The sequence below is a fragment of the Amycolatopsis sp. NBC_01488 genome (assembly GCF_036227105.1).
Taxonomy (GTDB): Bacteria; Actinomycetota; Actinomycetes; order Mycobacteriales; family Pseudonocardiaceae; genus Amycolatopsis.
The window spans coordinates 8,084,212-8,103,442 of record NZ_CP109434.1 but is presented as its reverse complement, the minus strand read 5'-3'; the positions used below and the strand labels follow the sequence as shown (position 1 = coordinate 8,103,442).

The 19,231-nt window shown below is 70.4% G+C and carries 19 protein-coding genes; 10 read left to right on the top strand and 9 right to left on the bottom strand.

All coding sequences use genetic code 11. The features are described 5' to 3' along the window. The first annotated feature begins 153 nt into the window (after window positions 1-153). The 7 genes from OG738_RS38025 (at window position 154) to OG738_RS37995 (ending at window position 5,997) form a co-directional block, all read left to right on the top strand. Window positions 154-963 carry an ABC transporter ATP-binding protein gene (locus OG738_RS38025; protein WP_329048304.1) on the top strand — a complete coding sequence of 270 codons (810 nt, stop codon included), beginning with the start codon at window positions 154-156 and terminating at the stop codon, window positions 961-963. After that, the gene (locus OG738_RS38020) at window positions 960-1,841 is read left to right on the top strand and encodes an ABC transporter permease (RefSeq protein WP_329048303.1); all 882 of its coding nucleotides are present in this window, start codon (window positions 960-962) and stop codon (window positions 1,839-1,841) included. The genes OG738_RS38025 and OG738_RS38020 overlap by 4 nt, the downstream gene beginning before the upstream one ends. 27 nt (window positions 1,842-1,868) lie before the next feature. Beyond that, entirely contained in the window at window positions 1,869-2,915 is a 1,047-nt protein-coding gene (locus tag OG738_RS38015; RefSeq protein ID WP_329048300.1) for an ABC transporter substrate-binding protein, read from the top strand. 107 nt (window positions 2,916-3,022) lie between these two features. After that, window positions 3,023-3,571, top strand: coding sequence for a DUF3558 domain-containing protein (locus OG738_RS38010; RefSeq protein ID WP_329048298.1), 549 nt, complete (start codon window positions 3,023-3,025; stop codon window positions 3,569-3,571). A gap of 194 nt (window positions 3,572-3,765) precedes the next feature. Next, window positions 3,766-4,599, top strand: a complete 834-nt coding sequence (locus OG738_RS38005) for a S1 family peptidase (protein ID WP_329048297.1) — start codon at window positions 3,766-3,768, stop codon at window positions 4,597-4,599. Between the two features lie 136 nt (window positions 4,600-4,735). Then, complete coding sequence (locus OG738_RS38000) at window positions 4,736-5,152, top strand: ribonuclease domain-containing protein (protein ID WP_329048296.1); 417 nt, start codon at window positions 4,736-4,738, stop codon at window positions 5,150-5,152. 410 nt (window positions 5,153-5,562) lie between these two features. Further along, window positions 5,563-5,997, top strand: a complete 435-nt coding sequence (locus OG738_RS37995) for a DUF1707 SHOCT-like domain-containing protein (RefSeq protein WP_329048295.1) — start codon at window positions 5,563-5,565, stop codon at window positions 5,995-5,997. A gap of 3 nt (window positions 5,998-6,000) precedes the next feature. Here the strand turns inward: OG738_RS37995 and OG738_RS37990 are convergent, their stop codons facing one another. From OG738_RS37990 to OG738_RS37955, 8 genes are all read right to left on the bottom strand, one after another. Further along, window positions 6,001-6,297, bottom strand: a complete 297-nt coding sequence (locus OG738_RS37990; protein WP_329048293.1) for a histidine kinase dimerization/phospho-acceptor domain-containing protein — start codon at window positions 6,295-6,297, stop codon at window positions 6,001-6,003. A 170-nt stretch (window positions 6,298-6,467) separates the two neighbouring features. Beyond that, the gene (locus OG738_RS37985; RefSeq protein ID WP_329048290.1) at window positions 6,468-7,709 is read right to left on the bottom strand and encodes a COG4705 family protein; all 1,242 of its coding nucleotides are present in this window, start codon (window positions 7,707-7,709) and stop codon (window positions 6,468-6,470) included. Between the two features lie 125 nt (window positions 7,710-7,834). After that, window positions 7,835-10,486, bottom strand: coding sequence for an ABC transporter permease (locus OG738_RS37980; RefSeq protein ID WP_329048288.1), 2,652 nt, complete (start codon window positions 10,484-10,486; stop codon window positions 7,835-7,837). Further along, window positions 10,483-11,163, bottom strand: coding sequence for an ABC transporter ATP-binding protein (locus OG738_RS37975; RefSeq protein WP_329048286.1), 681 nt, complete (start codon window positions 11,161-11,163; stop codon window positions 10,483-10,485). Before OG738_RS37975 ends, OG738_RS37980 begins: the two co-directional genes overlap by 4 nt. Further along, window positions 11,160-11,843 carry an ABC transporter ATP-binding protein gene (locus OG738_RS37970; RefSeq protein ID WP_329048285.1) on the bottom strand — a complete coding sequence of 228 codons (684 nt, stop codon included), beginning with the start codon at window positions 11,841-11,843 and terminating at the stop codon, window positions 11,160-11,162. Before OG738_RS37970 ends, OG738_RS37975 begins: the two co-directional genes overlap by 4 nt. Then, entirely contained in the window at window positions 11,843-12,466 is a 624-nt protein-coding gene (locus OG738_RS37965) for a hypothetical protein (RefSeq protein WP_329048284.1), read from the bottom strand. The genes OG738_RS37970 and OG738_RS37965 overlap by 1 nt, the downstream gene beginning before the upstream one ends. A 24-nt stretch (window positions 12,467-12,490) precedes the next feature. Beyond that, complete coding sequence (locus OG738_RS37960; RefSeq protein WP_329048283.1) at window positions 12,491-13,171, bottom strand: phosphatase PAP2 family protein; 681 nt, start codon at window positions 13,169-13,171, stop codon at window positions 12,491-12,493. A 343-nt stretch (window positions 13,172-13,514) separates the two neighbouring features. After that, on the bottom strand, window positions 13,515-14,975 hold the full coding sequence (locus OG738_RS37955; RefSeq protein WP_329048282.1) for a hypothetical protein: 1,461 nt from the start codon (window positions 14,973-14,975) through the stop codon (window positions 13,515-13,517). 334 nt (window positions 14,976-15,309) lie between these two features. Between OG738_RS37955 and OG738_RS37950 the strand changes: the two genes are divergently transcribed. From OG738_RS37950 to OG738_RS37940, 3 genes are all read left to right on the top strand, one after another. Beyond that, a complete protein-coding gene (locus OG738_RS37950) occupies window positions 15,310-15,921 on the top strand; it encodes an Rv1733c family protein (protein ID WP_329048280.1) in 612 nt (203 codons plus the stop codon). 104 nt (window positions 15,922-16,025) lie between these two features. After that, window positions 16,026-16,655: a DedA family protein gene (locus OG738_RS37945; RefSeq protein WP_329048279.1), complete on the top strand. Its 630-nt coding sequence runs from the start codon at window positions 16,026-16,028 to the stop codon at window positions 16,653-16,655. A gap of 107 nt (window positions 16,656-16,762) precedes the next feature. Beyond that, complete coding sequence (locus OG738_RS37940) at window positions 16,763-17,890, top strand: hypothetical protein (RefSeq protein ID WP_329048277.1); 1,128 nt, start codon at window positions 16,763-16,765, stop codon at window positions 17,888-17,890. On the opposite strand, the gene OG738_RS37935 is transcribed toward OG738_RS37940, so the two are convergent. Then, window positions 17,865-19,142 carry a HAMP domain-containing sensor histidine kinase gene (locus tag OG738_RS37935; RefSeq protein WP_329048275.1) on the bottom strand — a complete coding sequence of 426 codons (1,278 nt, stop codon included), beginning with the start codon at window positions 19,140-19,142 and terminating at the stop codon, window positions 17,865-17,867. The two genes, OG738_RS37940 and OG738_RS37935, sit on opposite strands and share 26 nt — an antisense overlap. Between the last annotated feature and the right edge of the window lie 89 nt (window positions 19,143-19,231).

Sequence of the window (19,231 nt, the reverse complement as noted above, 5' to 3'; positions counted from 1 at the left end):
GAGTGTCCCTCATCGGACCCGTTCGCTCCAGGCGTGGACCGAGCAGAACGAGCAGAACCTGCACTTTCGCTGTTTATCCGGCAAAGCAGCACAAGGCTGTCGATGCCGGCTGCCGCTGCCTACCGTGACCGGTCATCCACGAAGGAGTGATCGATGACCAGCTCACCACCCGCGATCGTGCTGCGTAACGTCACCAAGCGGTTCGCGACCCCGGCCGGCGGGGACTACACCGCGCTGCGGGACCTCGACCTGGAGATCGGCGCCGGGGAGTTCTGCGCCGTGGTCGGGCCGACCGGCTGCGGCAAGTCGACCACGCTGACCCTCATCTCCGGTCTCGAAGCCGTCACCGAGGGACAGGTGCTGGTGGACGGCGCGCCGGTCGGCGGCATCGGCGACGGGATCGGCTTCGTGTTCCAGAACGACGCCGTGCTGCCGTGGAAGAACGTGCTGGCGAACGTGGCCGCCGGGCCACTGTTCCACGGTCTGTCCAAGAAGGACGCCCATGAGCGGGCCCGGGACTGGCTGCGCCGCGTCGGGTTGTCCGGCTTCGAGGACCGCTATCCCCACCAGCTTTCCGGAGGCATGCGCAAGCGGGTCGCGCTCGCCCAGAGCCTGATCAACGAGCCGCGCATCCTGCTGATGGACGAGCCGTTTTCCGCGCTGGACGTGCAGACCCGCTCCATCATGTCCGACGAGCTGCTCGCCCTGTGGGAGTTGACGCGGCCTTCGGTCGTCTTCGTCACCCACGACCTGGAAGAAGCGATCGCGCTCGCCGACAAGGTCGTGGTGCTGACCGCCGGGCCGGCCACGGTCAAGGCGGTGTTCCCGGTCGACCTGCCCCGCCCGCGCACCGTGCAGGAGATCCGGTTCGACGCCCACTTCGTCGAGCTCTACCAGCGGATCTGGGAGTCCCTGCGCGACGAGGTGCAGCTGGCGTACCAGCGGCAGACGAGCGCCGCATGACCACCGTCGGGAGGGACACGATGAACATCGCCGAACAGCCCACGAGGAACACGGTGACCGAGGCCAGGAAGGCCGCCGCCACCAGGCGCCGCTGGTTCGTCTACGCCGCCAGGCTTGCCGTCGCCGTCATCGTGGTCGGTGGCTGGCAGCTCGCGGCCGGCGCCGGGATCGTCGACCCGTTCTTCTTCGGCCAGCCCAGCCAGGTGGTGGCACAGATCGTCGACTGGGCCCAGCACGGCACCTCCGTCGGTCCGTTGTGGACCCAGGCGTGGGTCACCCTGGAGGAAGCCGTGCTGGGCTTCGCGATCGGTGTCGTGCTGGGCATCGTGCTCGGCATCGCCCTCGGCCGCATCCGGGTGCTCGCCGAGATCTTCGGCCCCTACATCAAGATCATGAACTCCATCCCGCGGATCGTGCTCGGCTCGATCTTCGTCGTGTGGCTGGGTCTCGGCCTGAGCTCGAAGGTCATGCTGGCGGTCGTCCTGGTGTTCTTCGCGGTGTTCTTCAACGCCTTCCAGGGCGCTCGGGAGGTCGACCGCAACCTCATCGCGAACGTGCGGATCCTGGGCGCCTCGCGCGGTCAGGTCACGCGTCAGGTGGTGCTGCCCTCGGCGGTCACCTGGATCATCGCGAGCATGCACGTCAGCTTCGGCTTCGCGCTGATCGGCGCGATCGTCGGGGAGTTCCTCGGCGCGGACCAGGGGCTGGGCCTGCTGATCCGGCAGGCCCAAGGCACCTTCAACCCCAACGGCGTCTTCGCGGCCATGCTGATCATCGCCGTCGTGGCGCTGATCGCCGAAGGGCTCATCACCCTCCTGGAAAACCGCCTGCTGTCCTGGCGACCCCCGGCGCTGTCCACCGACGCGGCCGGACTCTGAAAAACCGTGAACGAAGGAGTTCCGTCCATGCTTTCCCGAAAACTGCTCGCGCTCGGCGCGGGCGCCGCGCTCGCCGTGACCGTGACTGCCTGCGGCAGCTCGCCCGGCTCGACCACCAACACCCAGGGCCAGCCGGTCGTGACGATCATGGTCGGCGGCCTGGACAAGCAGATCTACCTGCCCGCGATGCTCGCCCAGCAACTCGGCCTCTACCAACAGCAGGGGCTCGAGGTTCATCTCGAGGACGAACCGGCCGGGGTCAACGCCGAAAACGACATGATCGCCGGCAAGATCGACGGGGTCGTGGGCTTCTACGACCACAACATCGACCTGCAGGGCAAGGGGAAGGCCACCGAAGCGGTGGTGCAGATGCTGCAGGTTCCCGGTGAAGTGGAGCTGTGCCGCTCCGACGTCGCCGGCCAGATCAAGTCACCGGCCGACTGGAAGGGCCGCAGCCTCGGCGTGACCGACATCGGCTCGTCCACCGACTTCCTCACCCGCTTCCTCGCCGTCCGCAACGGCGTGCCCGTCGATCAGATCCACGAAAGCGGTGTCCAGGCCGGCAACACCTTCATCGCGGCCATGCAGCACAAGAACATCGACTGCGGCATGACGACCGAACCCACGGTGTCCGCCCTCATCAACACCGGCCAGGCCAAGATCCTGCTCGACATGCGCACCGCGGACGGTGCCCGCGCTGCCCTCGGCGGCGTCTACCCGGCGTCGTCGCTGTACATGAGCACGGACTACGTCACCAAGCACGCCGACATCGTGCAGAAGCTGGCCAACGCCTACGTCGGGACGATGCACTGGATCAGCACCCACACGCCCGAAGAGATCGCCGACAAGATGCCGGCGGACTACTACAAGGGCGTCGGCAAAGCCGCCTACGTCGCGGCGTTGAAGAGCGAAAAGGGCATTTACACCACCGACGGCCTGATGCCCGGCGACGGCCCTCAGACGGTCCTCAACGTCCTGTCCGCGTTCAACCCCGACGTGAAGGGCCACACGATCGACCTGGCCAAGACCTACACCAACGACTTCGCGGTGAAAGCCAACCAAGCCCTCAAGTGACACCGGCCAGGCCCGCGCGTGGACATGACGAGCGCGCGCGGGCCGGATGCGGTGACGCTGCCGGCTGTCGTGCCATCCTGGATTGTCGCCAAGAGTCCGCGGGCAGGATGGAGGTCGCCGTGCGAGGTTTCTCCGTTGTGCTCGCCGTCGGGGTTGTGATCGCTGCCGTGGCCGGATGCTCGTCGCCGCCCGCGGCGCCGCAACGGCTCTCGCCGTCGATCCCCGGCGATCCGCTGGACCTGACTGCCTTCGTTGCCCAGCCGTGCGGATTGGTGAACGCGCAACAGCTCGCACGCTATTACATCGCCGCCCCCGCTACGACGAAGCTGCCGTGGTGCGTCTGGGTACCTGCGGATACGACCGGCCTGACCTACCAGGCGTCGGTCGACACCAGCAGCGGCGGCCTCGAGTCCCTCTACGAGCACCGGACCACAGTGGGCGGCTTCGATCCGGCTGACGTGCACAGCTACCCCGCCATCCACCGCGACGCCCGCGGCGGCCACTGCACCGTTCAAGTCGGCGTCGCCGACGACACCCTGCTGTCCGTCACCATCGACGCCACGAACCCCAAGCTGTCGGTGCACCAGGACCCGTGCGCCGAGGCCGATCGGTTCGCCGGATCCATCATCGGCTACCAAGGGCACCGCGCTCCCTGACCACGTCTCACGAAGGTCCGGCGCCGATTCTCACCGTCCCCACAGGAAGCCGGGAGCATCGCGGTGTCCGCTCTTGTCCGATTCTCCGGTGTGAGGGCAAATCACCGACTATTCCCTACTGAGGTAGGTGGTGACCCAGGGGGTGCTCCGGCGACGCTGGGGATGTCCCCGTCCGGTTCACCTGGGAGTGCCTCATGACCACGTCCCTGCCCAGAATCCTGTTCATCGCCGGAATCGCCGCGGCCTCGGTGTTGGCCTTGGGCGCACCGGCGTCGGCGGCGCCGAGCGCAGCGATGCTCGCCTCCGCGAAAGCCGCCCTCGACCGCGTCCACGACGTCCCCAACACCGCGTGGGGCATCGACCCCACCACACGCCAGGTCGTCGTCACGATTTCCGACGCCGCACAGGGCGCCGGGATGGCGAGGTTGCGAGACGCGATCGCGTCGCTCGGCTCCGCGGTGCGGGTCAAGCACACCGCGAAGCCGCTGACGACGCAGGTCTACGACGGCGACGAGATCAGCACCGGTTCGATCATCTGCTCGGCCGGGTTCAACGTCACCAGCGGCGGCCAGCAGTACATCATCACCGCGGGACATTGCACCCAGGGTGGACCGTCCTGGCAGGGGATCGGCCCTTCGGTCGATTCGAGCTTTCCGGGCACCGACTACGGCCTGATCCGCAACGACTCCGGGGACGGCCCCGGTGCGGTCGACCTCTACGACGGCACCACCCAGCCCATCACCCAGGCCGGCGACGCCTACGTCGGTGAGCAGGTCTGCAAGAGCGGCCGCACCACCGGCCTGACCTGCGGCACGGTCACCGCGCTGGACCAGACGGTCAACTACGGCAACGGCGACGTCGTCTACGGCCTGATCGAGACGAACGTCTACTCCGACCACGGCGACAGCGGCGGTGCCCTGTTCGACGGCAGCACGGCGCTGGGCACCGTGTCCGGCGGCGACAGCACCACCGACTACTTCCAGCCGGTCACCGCGGCCCTGAACGCCTACGGCGTCGGCCTCGCCTGATCTCCTCATCCGCGCCACGTTCGTCGCGCCAACTGAAGTTCATTCACATTTGGCGACGATGTCCTGGTCTGATTGCGGACAGAAAACGCTCATCGTCGAGGTTGACCCCCACCATCAACTTCTCTTGGGAGGATCTGTGCAGGCTCGGCAACGTTCCCGACGGTCGTGGGCACAGCGGCTCGGCGTCACGGCCGGTGTCATCGTGTCGGCGCTGGGCATCTCGGCGGGCACCACGCCGGCGAACGCGTCCACTTTCGACTCGTGCACCATCTCCGGCTGCTCTGCCGCTCGGTCGGCCAATTCGGTCTGGGAGTCCGATGGCTATCCGGGCAGCCGGGGCTGGTACGACTGGCCGAACGGGCAGTGCAACTTCGCCGGCGGGACCTACTACAACAACGACGGGCAGTTGCCCAGTGGTGACTCGTTCCAGGAGTACGACGTCTACCCGCGGACGTGCGGGGCGCACCGGGACGCCTACCGGATCGTGGTCGACCTGAACACCGGCGAGGTCTGGTACTCGCCCGACCACTACAGCGACTTCTATCACCTGTAACGAGTTCCGGTCCGCGCCGCCTTCCCGAAGGACGGCGGCGCGGATCTGTTCCTGGGAAGAACAAGCTTTCGTCGGCGTCGTACACGGATCGTCACGCATGGACGGTCAGCCCGGTGGGTCCGCCAGCGCGCCAAGTCGCCGCCGCTCTGCTGTTCGCCGTCCGCCGCGCCGGCCTGGTCGCGTTCGGGCTCGCCGCGCTGGTCGCGCGCCTGGGCCTCCCGCTGCGGCGGCCGAGGACGGCACTCGTCGGTCGCCTGCGGGGTGATCGGCTCGGCGCAGGTGACCCGACCGGTTTTTCCGGCGGCGACCGGGCGTTCTTGCCTCACGCTAACCGTTCCTTGACCGGTAGCGAGCAGCCGGGTCCTTAGCCTCGGCACCGGCGGTGCCCCTACGTCGAGATGAGGTGCAGCATGACCGAAGCCACCGAACAAGCTCTCCCGCAGCCCGGGGTGCGCTGCTCCGACGCGGAACGGGAGCAGACTCGCGCCCGCTTGCACACGGCGGCGGCCGAAGGGCGCCTGTCGATGGACGAGATCGAAGAGCGCATGACCCGGGTCTACGCCCTGAAGTTCCGCCACGACCTTGACGCGCTCACGGCGGACCTGCCGGCGCCGGAATCTTCGCCGGCCACTGCGCGGGGCTGGCGGCCGATCCTCGAAGCGATCGGCCGGCAGCTCGCGGCGGAGATCCGGACCCTGCTCGCCCGCGGGGGAGCCGCCGGTTCGCGGCAGCGGAGGCTGGTGATCGCGCTGGTGCTGCTAGTTTTCGTGGCCGCCATGACCGTGGCTGCGTTCCACGGCTTCGACGGCGAAGGGGCCGAGCACCACGGCTTCGGCCGGGACTGAGGGTCACCCCCCGGGGGCAGGGCTCGTGGCGTGGCAGCCAGAGGACGAGCTCGCCGTCAGCTGGTGTACATCCACCCTGGCCAGAAACAACAGTTGCTGGATGAGGGCTTCGAGCCGGTCGGATTGCTGCCCGGCCCGTTCGGCGATTTCGGGCCAGGGGACGCGGTCGGGGTGGGCGAGCCCGACTTGGAGTGTGGTGCGGATGGCCACGAGCGGGCTGCGCAGTTCGTGGGAGGCGTCGGCGACGAAGCGCCGCTGGCGGCCGGCGGCGTTCTCCAAGCGGCCGAGCATGTCGTTCATCGTCCGGGCGAGCGATCCAGGCGAAGCCCGGTACCTGCACGACCTGGCCGTCCAGGATGGCGTTCGCCCGCGGCACCGCTCCCGGCGCGCAGGTCCAGACCTGTCCGGCGGACCTGCGCGCCACCTGGGCGAGAGCGGGTGCTGCGGTGGGAAAGCCGTGAGCCGGCGGCTCAGCCGAGGGTCGCGAGCAACGCCGTGAGCGCGTCCTTTTCGCCGGCCTGATCCGGGTTCGCGGCCCGGAGTTCGCGCAGTACCTTGTCGATTTTGCCGTCGACGTTCGTCCACTCGGTCTTGTTCTTGGGCTTCAGCCGGGCTTCGGCGTTGTCCCATTGGATTTCGAGGTCGTCGACGCGGCTCGTGGCGCCTGCCTGGTTGCCGCTGTTGAGCAGGTCGAGGGTGTCCTGGGTGATGCCGCGGAACGTCGAGAGGTCACCGAGCGGCGAGGTGTGGGCCGGTACCGGCTGTGCCGGGCCGCCGCCGGGCGCGGGCTGCACCGCGACCGGCGCTAGCGGGCTGTCGTCCTGCAGCGCCGACGTGCGCAGGGTGTAGCCGACGCCGCCGGCGGCCAAGATCACGGCGAGGAACACGACCGTCTGCCACATCCCGCCCCGCACCGGTTCGTCGATGGGAACAGCGGCCGCGCCGGGGATGACGTCGGCCTTCGTGGCGGACAGGTACACGACGGTGCCGATGATCGCCGCGACGAAGATCAGGCTGGTCACCGTCGCGCCCAGGCCCAGTCCGCCCTGGCTCGACGGCTGGGAGAGGTAGTCACCGAGTGAGGCGCCGAGGGGCCGGGTGAGGACGTAGATGAACCAGAAGGCGAGGACCGGGTGCAGGCCGAGCCGCCAGGCGATCGCGGTGACGGCGACCAGGGCCACGACGATCGCGCCGGTGACGAGGTAGCCGAGTCCGAGCACTTCGGCCATGAGGTCACCGGTGGCGGTGCCGAGGGCGAAGGTGAACAGGATCGCCAGCCAGTAGAACGTTTCGCGCCGGCGGGTGACGATCGAATGGATGGACAGCGTCTTCTCGGACGCATACCAGACGGCAAAGGTCACGGCCAGCAGGACACCGAACACGATCGTGCTCGCTTCCAGCGGCAGCCCCGCGTTGTCGGTGAGGTTGTCGGTGACCAGGGTGCCGAACACGCTCACGATCGCGACGGTGAGCCAGTACAACCCGGGGACGTAGCGGGTCGCGCGGAACTGGAATACCAGCACGACAGCCAAGAGCACCCCGGTGACGACGGACACCCCGGTCAGCCCGAAGCCCAGGTCGACGTTGAGGAAGTCGGCCGCCGTCTCCCCGACGGTCGTGCACAGCACCTTGATGAGCCAGAAGTAGAGCGTGACTTCCGGCACCTTGTTCAGCAATGTGCGGCTGGGCAAGGGAGTTCGTACTGAGGTCATGGGCTCGCAATCTCGGTTGACTCGCGGGGACGGTGTGCGACTTGGCGCACCGTAACGAGATCCGGGTTCACACCCCGCCAATGCGAAGTGAGCGAATGGCAAAGTCCGGGGTCACGAACGGGTGATCACAGGTCACGCAGTTCCTCCACGGCGGGCCGGGTGGAGGCGCGGGCACTGGTCACGGCGGCGAGGACCACGGCGGCGACCACCGCGGCGGCGGTCACCACGAGGTAGGTCCACGGCACGGCGATCGACGACGGCGGTGGGTCGAACACGCCGGTCAAGACCTTGACGAGCATCTGCGAGACGCCCCACGCGATGAGCCCGCCGCCGAGCAGGCCGCCGGCGATCAGTACGAGTCCCTCCCCGAGGACGAGCCCGCGCAGGTGCCGGCGTCCGGCGCCGAGCACCGCCATGATCGCGAGACCACGGCGTCGTTCGGCCAGCCCGACCGCGAGCACGATCCCGCCGGCGCCGGCGGCGATCAGCACCGCGAACGCCAGTTCCAAGCGGGTGAGCCCGGACAGGTTGACCGAGGTCAGGCTGGAACCCACGTGCGCGCGGGTCTGCGTGATGTCCGTGACGGTCGCGGTGGTGCCGAGCCGGGCCCGCACGGCGTCGGCCACTCCTGCCTGGTTGCTGCCTCCGGTGTCGACCAGGAACGCGCCGACGGCGTCGGAGCCCGTGGTCTGCGCGAGATAGGCGGCGTTGGCCACGAAGAAGCTGTCCTTGGGTGCGGTGGGGAACTCCTTGACGATTCCGCTGTAGTGGAACGGCACGGTCCGCAGGGCCTTGGTCCGGGCGTCCTGGACGCGGAGGTTGATCAGGTCGCCGGGGTTGAGCTGGAAGTCCTTGACCGTTTCGGCGCTGACGAGGATCGCGTCGGGCTGCCGTGCGACGGTCGCCATCAGGTCCGCGGCGCTGCCGCCCTGGAAGTAGGTGTCCGGCAAGGCGGTGACGTCCCGGATGCTGCCGGGGCGGACGCCGTAGAGGTCCTGCAGGTCGGCGCCGACGTAGGCGAACCGGTGCTGGACGGGCTCGACGTGCCACACGCCGGGGACGCTCCGCAGCTGGTCCCCGGCGGCGGGGGAGACCTGGGCGGCGGGCGGTTCGGTGACGGCGACGTCGGCGCCGTTGGTCAGCTGCGCGTCGGCCTCGGCCTGTTGCTGGTAGGTGCTGTTGAAGACCGCAGTCGACGCGGCGAACGACAACGCCAGCGCGAGGAGCACGATCGCGCGGGCGAGCGGCCGGCGTTGCCGGGAGATCCCGGCCGCACCGGGCCCCGCCAGCCGGCCGGACAGGGGCCGCAAAATCCGGCGCAGCGGGGTTCGACCGTGCCGGAGCACGATCGTGGTGAGCCGCCACAGCAGGGCTGCCGCCCCGAGCCACAGCAGCGCCGGGCCCAGGAAGGCCCAGTAGGACACCGAGATGGTCGGCACGCCTTCCGGGGCCAGCACGAGCGAGTAGTCGTTGCTGCCGGACGCCCAGAACACGACCAGCGCGGCCGCGATGAGCAGAACGTCGATGCCCGCCTTGGCCCACCACGGCGAGCGTGGGGCGCCGATCACCTGCCGGGCCTGGGAAACCGTCCGCCCTCGCAGGCCGGTGACGGCGGGGACCAGCACGGCGAGAGTGGTGATCAGCAGTCCGGCGGCGAAGGCGATCGCGTACCACGAATCCGTGGCCGCGGCGGTCTGTCCTTCCGGCGCCGGACCGAAGGCGAGCTGCCCGGCCAGCGCGGCGACGGCCAGCCCGGCGGCTCCGCCGAGCACCGCGACGAACGCGGCTTCGGTGACCGCGATGGCGGCGACCGTCCGCGGTGTGTGCCCGCGGGTGCGCAGAAGGGCCTGCTCGGCGCGTCGCCGGTCTCCGCCGGCTTCGACGAGCGCACTGGTCAGCAGCGCGGCGAGGACGACGCCGGGAAGACCGAGGAACAGGAACAGCATCTGCGCGTAGGCGGCGTCGCTGCGTGCGGCGTCGAGGGCGGCGCCGACGTTGTTGCCGACCAGTGCCGCTCCGGCAACCTGGGCTTCGAAGTTGTGTGCGGCGGCGATCTCGCCCTGGTACGCGGTGGCGGGGTCCGGGGACGCGGGTGCGTCCCGGGCGACGTGGAACTGGGTGACCGGCGCCGGGGCGCTGCGGCTCGTCACTGCCGCGAAGGTGGCTTCGGGCAGGAGGAGGACATTGTCCGGCGGTGCGGACGGCTGCGTCTGCGCGGGCGCGCCGACCTTCTGGAAGAGCGAGTCGGCCTGCGGCAGGTCGACGACACCGGCGACGGTGACCGGCTGCGGCGTGGTGCCGCCCGGCAGGCCGATCGTGACCTGGTCGCCGGGCTGGACGTGCAGGTTGGCCGCGGTCTGCTGGGCGATGAGCACGCCGTCGGGGGAGCCGCTGAGCTGCCGGATCTGGTCCGGGAAGGCGGCCGCGTAGCCGGGCGGAATCCCCAGGACGACGCCGGGGCCGGTGGTCTGGGTGGTGCCGCCGGTGGTGGCGAGCAGCCCGCTGGTGCGTCCGAAGTGGACGGTGCGGACGGCCGCGGTGCCCGGCAGGCTCTCCAGCCGGTTCAGCACGGCCCCGGCGTCGCCGCCCGGCTGGACCTCGACCTGCCAGTCGACGGCGACCGACCGCAGCGCGCGGGCGGTCATCGTGGCTTGGGACGAGGCGAGGAACGAGCCCAGGGCGGCGATCAGCGCGACCGCGAGCGCGATACCGGGGGCGGTGGCCAGCAGGCGGCCCGCGCGCCGGCGCAGCAGGCCGCCCAGCCACAGGCCGATCACGATGTCACCGTCCGGGTCGCGACGGTGCGGAGTCTGCCTTCGTGCATGGTCCAGTGGGTGTCCAGCCGCTCGATGACGGCCCGGTCGTGGGTGGTGACGACGAGCGCGGCGCCCAGGTGTTCGGTGGCGGCCAGCAGCGCGTCCAGCAGCCGCTGTCCGGCGGCGCGGTCGAGCTGCCCGGTGGGTTCGTCGGCGAGCAGGAGCCGCGGCCGTTGCGCGAGCACCCGGGCGACGGCCACCCGCTGGGCCTGGCCGCCCGAGATCTCCTCGGGCAGTTTGGTGGCCAGGTCGTCGACGCCGACCAGGGCGAGCGCTTCGGACACGCGCTGGGCCCGTTCGGGGTCGTCGACGCCGTCGATGACGAGGGGCAGGCCGGTGTTCTCGCTGACGTCCAGGTTCGGGACCAGGCTGGGGCTCTGGAAGACGACGCCGATGTCGCTGGTGCGCGGCCGGGCCGGGTCGAGACCCGGCCACGAGACGGTGCCGTGGGTGGGGCGCTCCAGCCCGGCCATCAGGTGCAGCAGCGTCGACTTCCCCGAGCCGGACGGCCCGGCGATGGCGATCCGCGCTCCACTGTGGACACTGCAGCTGGAGCCGTGGACGGCGACGACCGCGGCCGCCCCGCTGCCGAACGTGCGGGCCACGGCGTCGCAGACGACCAGCGGTTCGGCGGTCATGCCGCCACCTCGCCGTCCTGGATGGTGACCACCCGGTCGGCGATCGCCACGACTTCGGCGCTGTGGGTGACGACCAGCAGACCCGCCCCCTGGGCGGCGTGGTCGCGGAGCAGCTCGAGGATCTGTTGCTCGGTGTACCCGTCGAGTTCGCCGGTCGGCTCGTCGGCCAGCAGCACGTCGGGATTGTTGGCCAGCGCGACGGCGAGCCCGGCCCGGGCGAGTTCGCCGCCGGAGAGCTGCGCGGGCGTCGCCCGCCCGCGCTCGCGGAGTCCGACTCGTTCCAGCAGTTCGTCCACCGAAGGGCGGAAGCCGCTGTGGCGCCACGCTCGGCGGGCCAGCCGGACGTTGCCCCGCACGTCGAGGTGCGGCAGCAGGTTGCGGGACTGCAGCAGCACCCCGATCCGGTGGGCGCGAATCTTCGCACGGACGGCCTCGGGACGGTGGCTGATCCGTTCCCCGGCGACTTCGACGCTGCCGCCCGCCGGCTCGTCCAGGCCGGCCAGACAGGCCAGGAGCGTCGACTTCCCCGAGCCCGAGGGCCCGACCACCGCGACGGTCTCGCCGCGGGCAACGGTGAGCGAAACGCCGCGCAGGGCCAGCGTTTCGTCGTCGCCGGTGCGGAAGAAGCGGTAGAGGTCGCGAGCGTCCAGCGCCGGCGTGGACCAGTCGGGGATCGTCATCACGACCAGCTCAGGGAATCGGTGACGGTGCGCCAGGGGTCGACGTTGTCGGCGTTGGTCGGACCCGACAGCGTCAGGTCGACGCGGGTCCCGGCTCGGAAGAAGCTGTAGCGCTCGAACGCGTCACGGACGACCTTCCCGGTGACGGGGTTCGGTGCCGAATCGCCCTGGTAAGTCAGGAGAGTCGCCTGGCCGGCGGCGCGGGAAACCGTCGAGACCTGACCCATGGCGAAGTTCGGGGTCTTGGCCTTGAGCGCCGGGACGTCCGTCGCGGTCACCGACGTCGTCGTCGGCGCGGCCGCGCTGCGGGACGAGGTCACCTGGACCTGGTTCAGCTTGTCGGTGAAGGTCGTCGTGTCGCCCGCCGTCGAGGAGGCCCAGCCCTCCGGGATCTTGACGGTGAAGCCGCCGCCGGGCGGGGTGAAGGGCACGTAGGCCTGGTTGTCGGGGATGTCGCCGGCGGGGTTGACCTCCGTCGCGGTGGTGCCGCCGGAGGGCTCGCCTCCCGAAGCCGGACTCGAGGCCGGACTCGAGGCCGGAGCCGTTGTGGGCGCCGGGCTTCCGGAGCAGGCGGTGAGCACCGCCGCCGCGACCGCCGCGACGGCGATGCGGGCCGTGGTCATTGCAGGCATGAGGACCTTTCTGCGTCAGATGCTCGTCTCGCGCTCTTCGAGCCGCTGCAGCACGAGGGAACCGGACAGCCAGGCCGTGGCGAACGCCAAGCTGCCGAGGACATCGGTGGGCCAGTGCACCCCGAGGTAGACGCGGGTCCAGGCGATCAGCAGGGCGTACGCGGCCGCGAGCAGCCACACCACGCACGTCGTGACTCGGCCGGTGAACCGGCGTACGACCAGCCAGGCGATCAGGCCCGCGGCGAGCGCGCCGTCGGAAGTGTGCCCCGACGGAAAGGAGAGGCCGCCGGCCTGGACCACCCAATCCGCCGTGGGTGGACGTGGGCGGGCGATCAGCTCGGAAATCCCGTAGCGGCACAGCACGGCGGACAACATCACGGCGAGGACGAGCCCGGCGCGGACGAGCCGGGCGCGGAGGTATCCCCGGGTGAGCGCGGCGGCGACCACGAACACGAGCGGGGCGGTGAACGCGGAGGACGCCGTCGAGGTGATCACCGCGGCGACGGAGGCGAGTGCCGCGGACCGGTGCGACACCAGCCACGAATGGGCATCGAGGTCGAAGCCTCTGGCCCAGGGCAGGGCATCGCTCGCCGACGCGAGCAGCGCCAGGAACACGAGTGCCGCGAGCGCCGCGGTCAGGAGCGGGCGCCGGACGCCGAGACCGGCGCCTCGCTCTGTCGACGACGGGGAAGCCACGAAAGCCAAGCTAGGGGGACGGCGGTCAGTGACCGGTTCCCTGCGGGCTAAGGTCCGTTAACCTCGCACGCCGGACAATGGTGGCCATGCGGGACGCTGCGGACCGTCGCGCTGGTGGCGTGGCCCACCAGCTGGTACCTGGGTGTCCCCGGCCTCGCCGACGGCCTAGTGATCGCCGCGCCGTGGCGACGATGGAGGTCGCGCCGACGATCCTGCGGCTGCTCGGCCTGAACCCGCCGGCGCTGCAGGTGGTTCGCGAGGAAGGGACCGGGGTGCTGCCGGCTCTGGGCTGACGGCCGGGGTGTGCGTCGACCTTCCGCTGACACACACCCCAGCCAGGTTGTCAGCCGACCTTCTGGATCTTCGCGTTGCGGATCAGTTGCTTGCCGGGTTCGTGGATCCGGTTGAACGCGGAGTTGTTCAGCAGCGCGCAGCTTCCGGATGTCGAGGTCACCGGCACCGTAATGGACTTGGCATTGTCGAGGTTCGTGACCTTCAGCATGGTGCCGACCGGGAACTGGTTGCTGGACGCCGCAGGCGAACCCGCGTCACCGGAGAGCGTGACGGTGGAGCCGGGACAGACGACGTTGCTCGCCGCCGAGTCCTGGCTACCGGCGGCCTGGGTGCCGGTAGCCTGGGCGCCTTGGGTGTCTGCGGCCTGCGTGTCGGTGGTCTGCGCGCCGGTTGCCTGGGCACCGTTGGCGGCCGCCGCGGCGACGCAGTCGGCCGCGATGGTCGCCGCCTGATCCGCCGCAGCTTGGTCCGCGGCCTGCTGACCGGCGTTGGCCTTGGTCTTCGCCTTGTGCTTCGCCTTCCCGTTCTGTCCGGCGCCGTTCTGTCCGGTGGCCCCGTTCTGGTCGGCCGCCCCGGTCTGGCCGGTGGCCATGCCCTGCTGGCCGGCTGCCGCGTTGGGGTCGGCCTGGGCGACGCAGGCCAGGATGGCCGCGCAGTCCTGGCCGGCTGTCGCGTCCTGGGCGGCAGCCGCGGTCGGATCGGCCGTCGCGCTCGGGTCGGCGGTGCCGTTCTGAGCCATCCCGTTCTGGTCGGCGGCTTGGGTCTGATTCGCCATGCCCTGCTGGTCGGCCATGCCGTTCTGGTTGTTCATGCTCTGCTGGTCAGCCATGCCGTTCTGGGCTGCGGCTGCAGCTTGGCCGGTCATCGCGTTCTGCTGCGCCATGCCGTTGGCGTCCGCGGCCATGGCTTGCTGAGCCACGCACTGCTGGACGACCGCGCAGGCCTGGCCGCCCGCGGCTGCCTGGTTCTGACCGGCCGCGTCCTGCTGTCCGGTCATGCCGTTCTGGTTCGCCATCCCGTTCTTGTGAGCCATGCCGTTCTTGCTTGCCGCGCCGTTCTTGCCGGTCATGCCGTTCCGGGCCGTGCCGTGCTGCTGGCCCGCGCCGTTCTGACCGGCCCCGTTGGCCTGGCCCGCCATACCCTGCTGATCGGCCACCGCACTGCCGTCGGCGGCTCCGGCGACCGCGGCGCAGTCGACCGCCGCCTGGCTCGCCGCTACCTTCCCCTGACAGCCCTTGGCCTGTCGCTGCTGCTGGATCTGGCCGACCACGGCCGTGCGGTCGGCGATGCGGGCCGTGGACTGGGCGTCCGGCGCCGCCTGCTGGCTGGCGATGAAGCTGAGGTTGTTCTGCATCGCCGTGTCCAGTGCGGTGCAGTTCTCCGTTGCCGCATTGCTCGCCGGGCTGCTCAGGGCGATCGCCGTCGCGGTCGCCCCCGCGACGCCCAGCAGGGCGACGAGTCCGATCGTCGCCGGTTTGCGGTGCCGTCCGGACGTACGCAAGTGGGGCATCAGCCCCTCCTTTCAGGTCGCCACCTCACCACGGCACACGGCGGAAAAACCTGAATGGTTCAGCCGGATTCGTCCACGAATGTCTACTATGGACTCAAGCAAACGGGCGCGACCGGACACCGCACGGTCGTGCCGCACCTGTGTACCAAACCCAAGGTTATCGCGAGGTTAGCGCGTGTCGCGAAAGGTGACGGCCACCCCGGGGCACCCCCAGTGCACCAGGACGCTCATGACGAACGGTGGCGGCCCGCTGCCGGGTAATGATGTGCCAGGGCCGGGCAAAGCCGCGGTTAACGGCCATGACTCGGTCCGGATCGTGGCGCACCCTGGAGTCATGAGGCCTGTGCGGGGATCGAGTGCGTTGCCGAGACGCCTGCGGCTGGTGAAGCCGATCGCCTCCCGGTCGGGCCGGCTGCCCGACCGGTTGGAGGCGTGGGTCATCGTCGTGCTGGGACTGCTGGCGGCCGTGTCGATCGCGGTCGTCGGCGTGCTTTCCGCGGCGGACTACGGCCGGCTCGCGGCCGCGGCGGCCGCGCAAGCCCACTCGCGGCACCTGGTTGCCGCGAACCTCCGGCCCGACATCCCCGTGCCCGCCGGCCGGGCGCAGGGCAGCGGGAGCGGGGTGGCCGACCTGAGGTCGGTCACGGCGGTCTGGAGCGCGCCGAACGGTCAGCCCCGGCGTGGTGTCGTTCAGCTGGGTGCCGGTCCGGTCGTGCCGAAGCACGTCCAGGTGTGGACGGATCAGGCGGGCCGGCAGGTCGCCCCGCCGCTGAGCGGCCCGGAGGTGTTCATCACAGCCGTGCTCGGCGGCGTGCTGTGGGAATCGGCTGCGCTCGCCGCGCTGGGCGCGACCTACCTGATCAGCCGTCACCTGCTGGACAAGCACCGGGCACGGCTGTGGGAGCACGCCCTGGCGCGCTGGCGTGGCAACGCGACGGCGCCCTGAGCGGAACCGGGACGGCGGCCGCTGAAAACTACCTAGGTGTAGAACTACTACATAGCTGTCGAACATGTGACCGGCGACCACGCCGGCGGAAGGCGGTCCGACCGATGAACCCGTTGAGCGCGACGTCGTGGTTGTCGAGTCTCGGCGCGGCAGGGGTGTTCCTCGTGCTGTTCGCCGAGACCGGCCTGTTGATCGGGTTCTTCCTGCCCGGCGACTCCCTGCTCTTCACCGCGGGCCTGTTCTGCACGACGAGTGCGACGGCCGCCGTCCACCTTTCGCTGCCGCTGGTGCTGATCGCCTCCGTCGCCGGTGCGCTCCTGGGTGCGCAGACCGGGTTCCTCATCGGACGGCGTGGCGGTCGCGCCCTGGTGGCCAAGACTCGCAACCAGCACCTCCATCGAGGATTGACGAGGGCCGAAGAACTCTTCGGCCGCTACGGCCACGCCAAGGCCATCGTGCTCGCGCGGTTCATCCCCGTGGTCCGCACCGTCCTGAACCCGCTCGCCGGAATGCTCGCCGTCCCGGCTCGCACCTTCGTGGTGTGGCAGGTCCTCGGCGGCCTGCTCTGGTCGATCGGCGTCACGCTCGCCGGCTACGTCCTCGGTTCCAGCATTCCCGGTATCGACCAGTACCTGCTGCCCATCATCGCGCTGGTCGTGCTCGTCTCGCTCATTCCCCTCGGTCTCGAACTCCTCCGGAACCGCAAGCAGCGCAACGAGGTCGGTCGCTATTAGTCATATATTAGCACTTCGATGCACCAGGGCGAACCCGGGCGTCGTTACCGTGAAACATGGTCGATGTAGCGAGCCGAACCGGAACTCCGAATCCTCCTCGTCCGCCGGTGAAACGCCGTAAGAAACGGTTGCGGCGCGCGGTCGTCGTGTCCCTGATCCTGATCGTCTATCCGGCCGTCACCTACGTTCAGGCGCTCACCGCGCCCGGGGCGGCGACCGTCACCGCCCGGACCGCGGACTGGGCCCGGCAGATGGGCGCCGGCCCGGTCGTGAACGCGCTCGAGAACTGGTACTACACCAGACATCCGCCCGCGAACAGCGCGCCGAGCACCGACGCCTTGCCCGCTCCGGTGTCGGTGCCGGTCGGCGCCGACACGGCGAACGCGCCGGCGCCGCTGGCGACCCTCCCCGGCGCCCTGCCCGGTGAAGGGGCGTGGGTGCCCGGTGCCCGGATGGCCGGAGGCCAGGCTGCCGACTACACGACGTTCCTGCGCCCGGACCCCGGCCACACGAGCGTGGTGGCCGCGATCGTGGCGTTCGACCAGAAGTGGGCCGGCACCCACCTGATCGCCGGGACGAAGGAGCCGGGCGGCACGTGGCCCGAGCACGCGCAGGTGCCGAACGCGCTCCGTCCGTCGCTGCTCGCCACGTTCAACTCGGGGTTCAAGCTCCGTGACACCGACGGCGGTTTCTACGCCGACGGCCAGTACGGGAAACCGTTGAAGAACGGGATGGCCTCATTGGTCATCGACCGCTCCGGGGTGGCGAACGTCGCACTGTGGGGCCGCGACGCGCACATGACCCAGCAGGTCGTGGCGGTGCGGCAGAACCTCGAGCTGATCGTCGACGGTGGCAAGCCGGTCCCCGGACTGTCGGGGAACCCGGCGGGGCAGTGGGGGAGCCCGCGCAACCAATTCCAGTTCACCTGGCGCTCAGGCGCCGGTATTGATGCGCACGGCCGGCTCGTCTACGTGGCCGGCGACCAGCTCACGCTGACCGCCATGGCGAACGCGCTGGCGACGGCGGGCGTCGTCCGGGGGATGGAGCTGGACATCCACGGCGGGATGGTGAGCTGCACCCTGTTCCGGCCCGACGTCGCGGGTGCGGCGCCGCGGACGTTGGTGCCGAGCATGCCCACCGCACCGGATCGCTACCTGTCCGCCGACCAGCGCGACTTCTTCGCGGTCACGGCGCGTTCCGGTGCCCTGCTCACGCCGGGGGCAGCAACAGGGTGAACGTCGTGGGTGCGGCCCGGCTGAGCCACAGCCGGCCGCCCTCGGCTTCCGCGAGGTCCCGGGCCAGCGCCAGACCTATTCCGGTGCCCCCGGCGCCACTGTGCCCCCGGATGAACAGGTCCTGGCCGTCGCTCGTGCCACGTCCCTCGTCGGCCACGTCGATCGCGAACGCGTCACCGCTGTCACGGGTCGTGATCGTCACCGTCCCTGCACCGTGGATGACGGCGTTGTCGAGCAGGACACCGACGATCTGCCGCACCGCGGCCTCGGCCGCTCTGGGCCGCCCGTCGGCCTCGGCGGAGATCACCAGCTGCCTGCCCCGGTTCGCCAGCAGGTTCCGCCAGCCGGCCACGACGTCGCGCAGCAGTACGTCAGGCTCGATCACCCCGCGATCCTCCGGCGGCCGGCTGGCGAGGGTGACCAGGTCGTCGATCGTCGTCTCCAGCCGATCCGCGGTGGCGATCGCGGCCGCGACGGCCGCTTCCAGGTTCTGCCCCGGCGGGTCCAACGCCGACTCCAGCTGCAGGCGCAGGCCGGCCAGCGGGGTCCGCAACTGGTGCGAAGCGTCGGCTGCCAGGGCATGCTGACGGTCCAGGACGTCGGCGATCCGGGCCGCGGCCTGGTCGAGAGCGCCGCCCAGCTGGTCGATCTCGCCGATGCCGCTGACCGGGGCATGGACGCTGAAGTCGCCGTCGCCGAGCCGGCCGGCCGCCGCGGACAGCTGCTCGAGCGGGCCGGCGACCCGCGCGGCCAGCCGCGCGGCGAGCAGCCACGTCAGGGCGATCGCGGCGGCCGCCAGCCCGGCCATGGCCAGCCAGGAGACCGCGATCTTCTGGTACCCGTCGGTGCGGGGCGTCGACGCGCGCACGATGCCGCTCAGCTGGTCGTCCTGCAGGATCGGCACGGCGACCACGAGTTCCGAGCCGACCTCGCCGCTGGCCACCTCGCCGTCGCGGGCGCGCGACACGACAGGATCGGCGTTCGCCGGGCCGCTGCCCGTCAGGAGGACGCCCGCCGGGCTGTAGAGCGCGGTGGTGTCCTCTTCGGACCCGGACCCCGGGAACTCCGGCAGGCTCCGGTGCGTGAGCACGTCGTCGGCGATCGACAGCGCCGCGGCGTCGGCGGTGCGTTCGAGTTCGGTGCGCTCGTCCTGGGTGAAGTAGTTCGCGACACCGACCACAAGGGGGATTCCGAAAAGACTGGTGGCCAGCAGCGCGGCGGCGACCGCGAGCAGAATGATGCGTCTGCGCATGGCCGCAAGTCTGCCGTGCTGATCCGCTGAACGCGAAGTTTGGCGAGGATAAAGGTTAACCAATGGTTAGCATTCACCTTGAAGAGGTA

What these genes read in the sequence shown, in the direction of transcription:
- OG738_RS37970 (WP_329048285.1), bottom strand. Translation starts at nt 11,843, where the DNA reads ATGACGATCCCCGACTGGTCCACGCCGGCGCTGGACGCTCGCGACCTC.
- OG738_RS38005 (WP_329048297.1), top strand. Translation starts at nt 3,766, where the DNA reads ATGACCACGTCCCTGCCCAGAATCCTGTTCATCGCCGGAATCGCCGCG.
- OG738_RS37990 (WP_329048293.1), bottom strand. Translation starts at nt 6,297, where the DNA reads ATGAACGACATGCTCGGCCGCTTGGAGAACGCCGCCGGCCGCCAGCGG.
- OG738_RS37955 (WP_329048282.1), bottom strand. Translation starts at nt 14,975, where the DNA reads ATGCCCCACTTGCGTACGTCCGGACGGCACCGCAAACCGGCGACGATC.
- OG738_RS37965 (WP_329048284.1), bottom strand. Translation starts at nt 12,466, where the DNA reads ATGACCACGGCCCGCATCGCCGTCGCGGCGGTCGCGGCGGCGGTGCTC.
- OG738_RS37995 (WP_329048295.1), top strand. Translation starts at nt 5,563, where the DNA reads ATGACCGAAGCCACCGAACAAGCTCTCCCGCAGCCCGGGGTGCGCTGC.
- OG738_RS37975 (WP_329048286.1), bottom strand. Translation starts at nt 11,163, where the DNA reads ATGACCGCCGAACCGCTGGTCGTCTGCGACGCCGTGGCCCGCACGTTC.
- OG738_RS38020 (WP_329048303.1), top strand. Translation starts at nt 960, where the DNA reads ATGACCACCGTCGGGAGGGACACGATGAACATCGCCGAACAGCCCACG.
- OG738_RS37985 (WP_329048290.1), bottom strand. Translation starts at nt 7,709, where the DNA reads ATGACCTCAGTACGAACTCCCTTGCCCAGCCGCACATTGCTGAACAAG.
- OG738_RS37935 (WP_329048275.1), bottom strand. Translation starts at nt 19,142, where the DNA reads ATGCGCAGACGCATCATTCTGCTCGCGGTCGCCGCCGCGCTGCTGGCC.
- OG738_RS37945 (WP_329048279.1), top strand. Translation starts at nt 16,026, where the DNA reads ATGAACCCGTTGAGCGCGACGTCGTGGTTGTCGAGTCTCGGCGCGGCA.
- OG738_RS38025 (WP_329048304.1), top strand. Translation starts at nt 154, where the DNA reads ATGACCAGCTCACCACCCGCGATCGTGCTGCGTAACGTCACCAAGCGG.
- OG738_RS38015 (WP_329048300.1), top strand. Translation starts at nt 1,869, where the DNA reads ATGCTTTCCCGAAAACTGCTCGCGCTCGGCGCGGGCGCCGCGCTCGCC.
- OG738_RS38010 (WP_329048298.1), top strand. Translation starts at nt 3,023, where the DNA reads ATGGAGGTCGCCGTGCGAGGTTTCTCCGTTGTGCTCGCCGTCGGGGTT.
- OG738_RS37950 (WP_329048280.1), top strand. Translation starts at nt 15,310, where the DNA reads ATGAGGCCTGTGCGGGGATCGAGTGCGTTGCCGAGACGCCTGCGGCTG.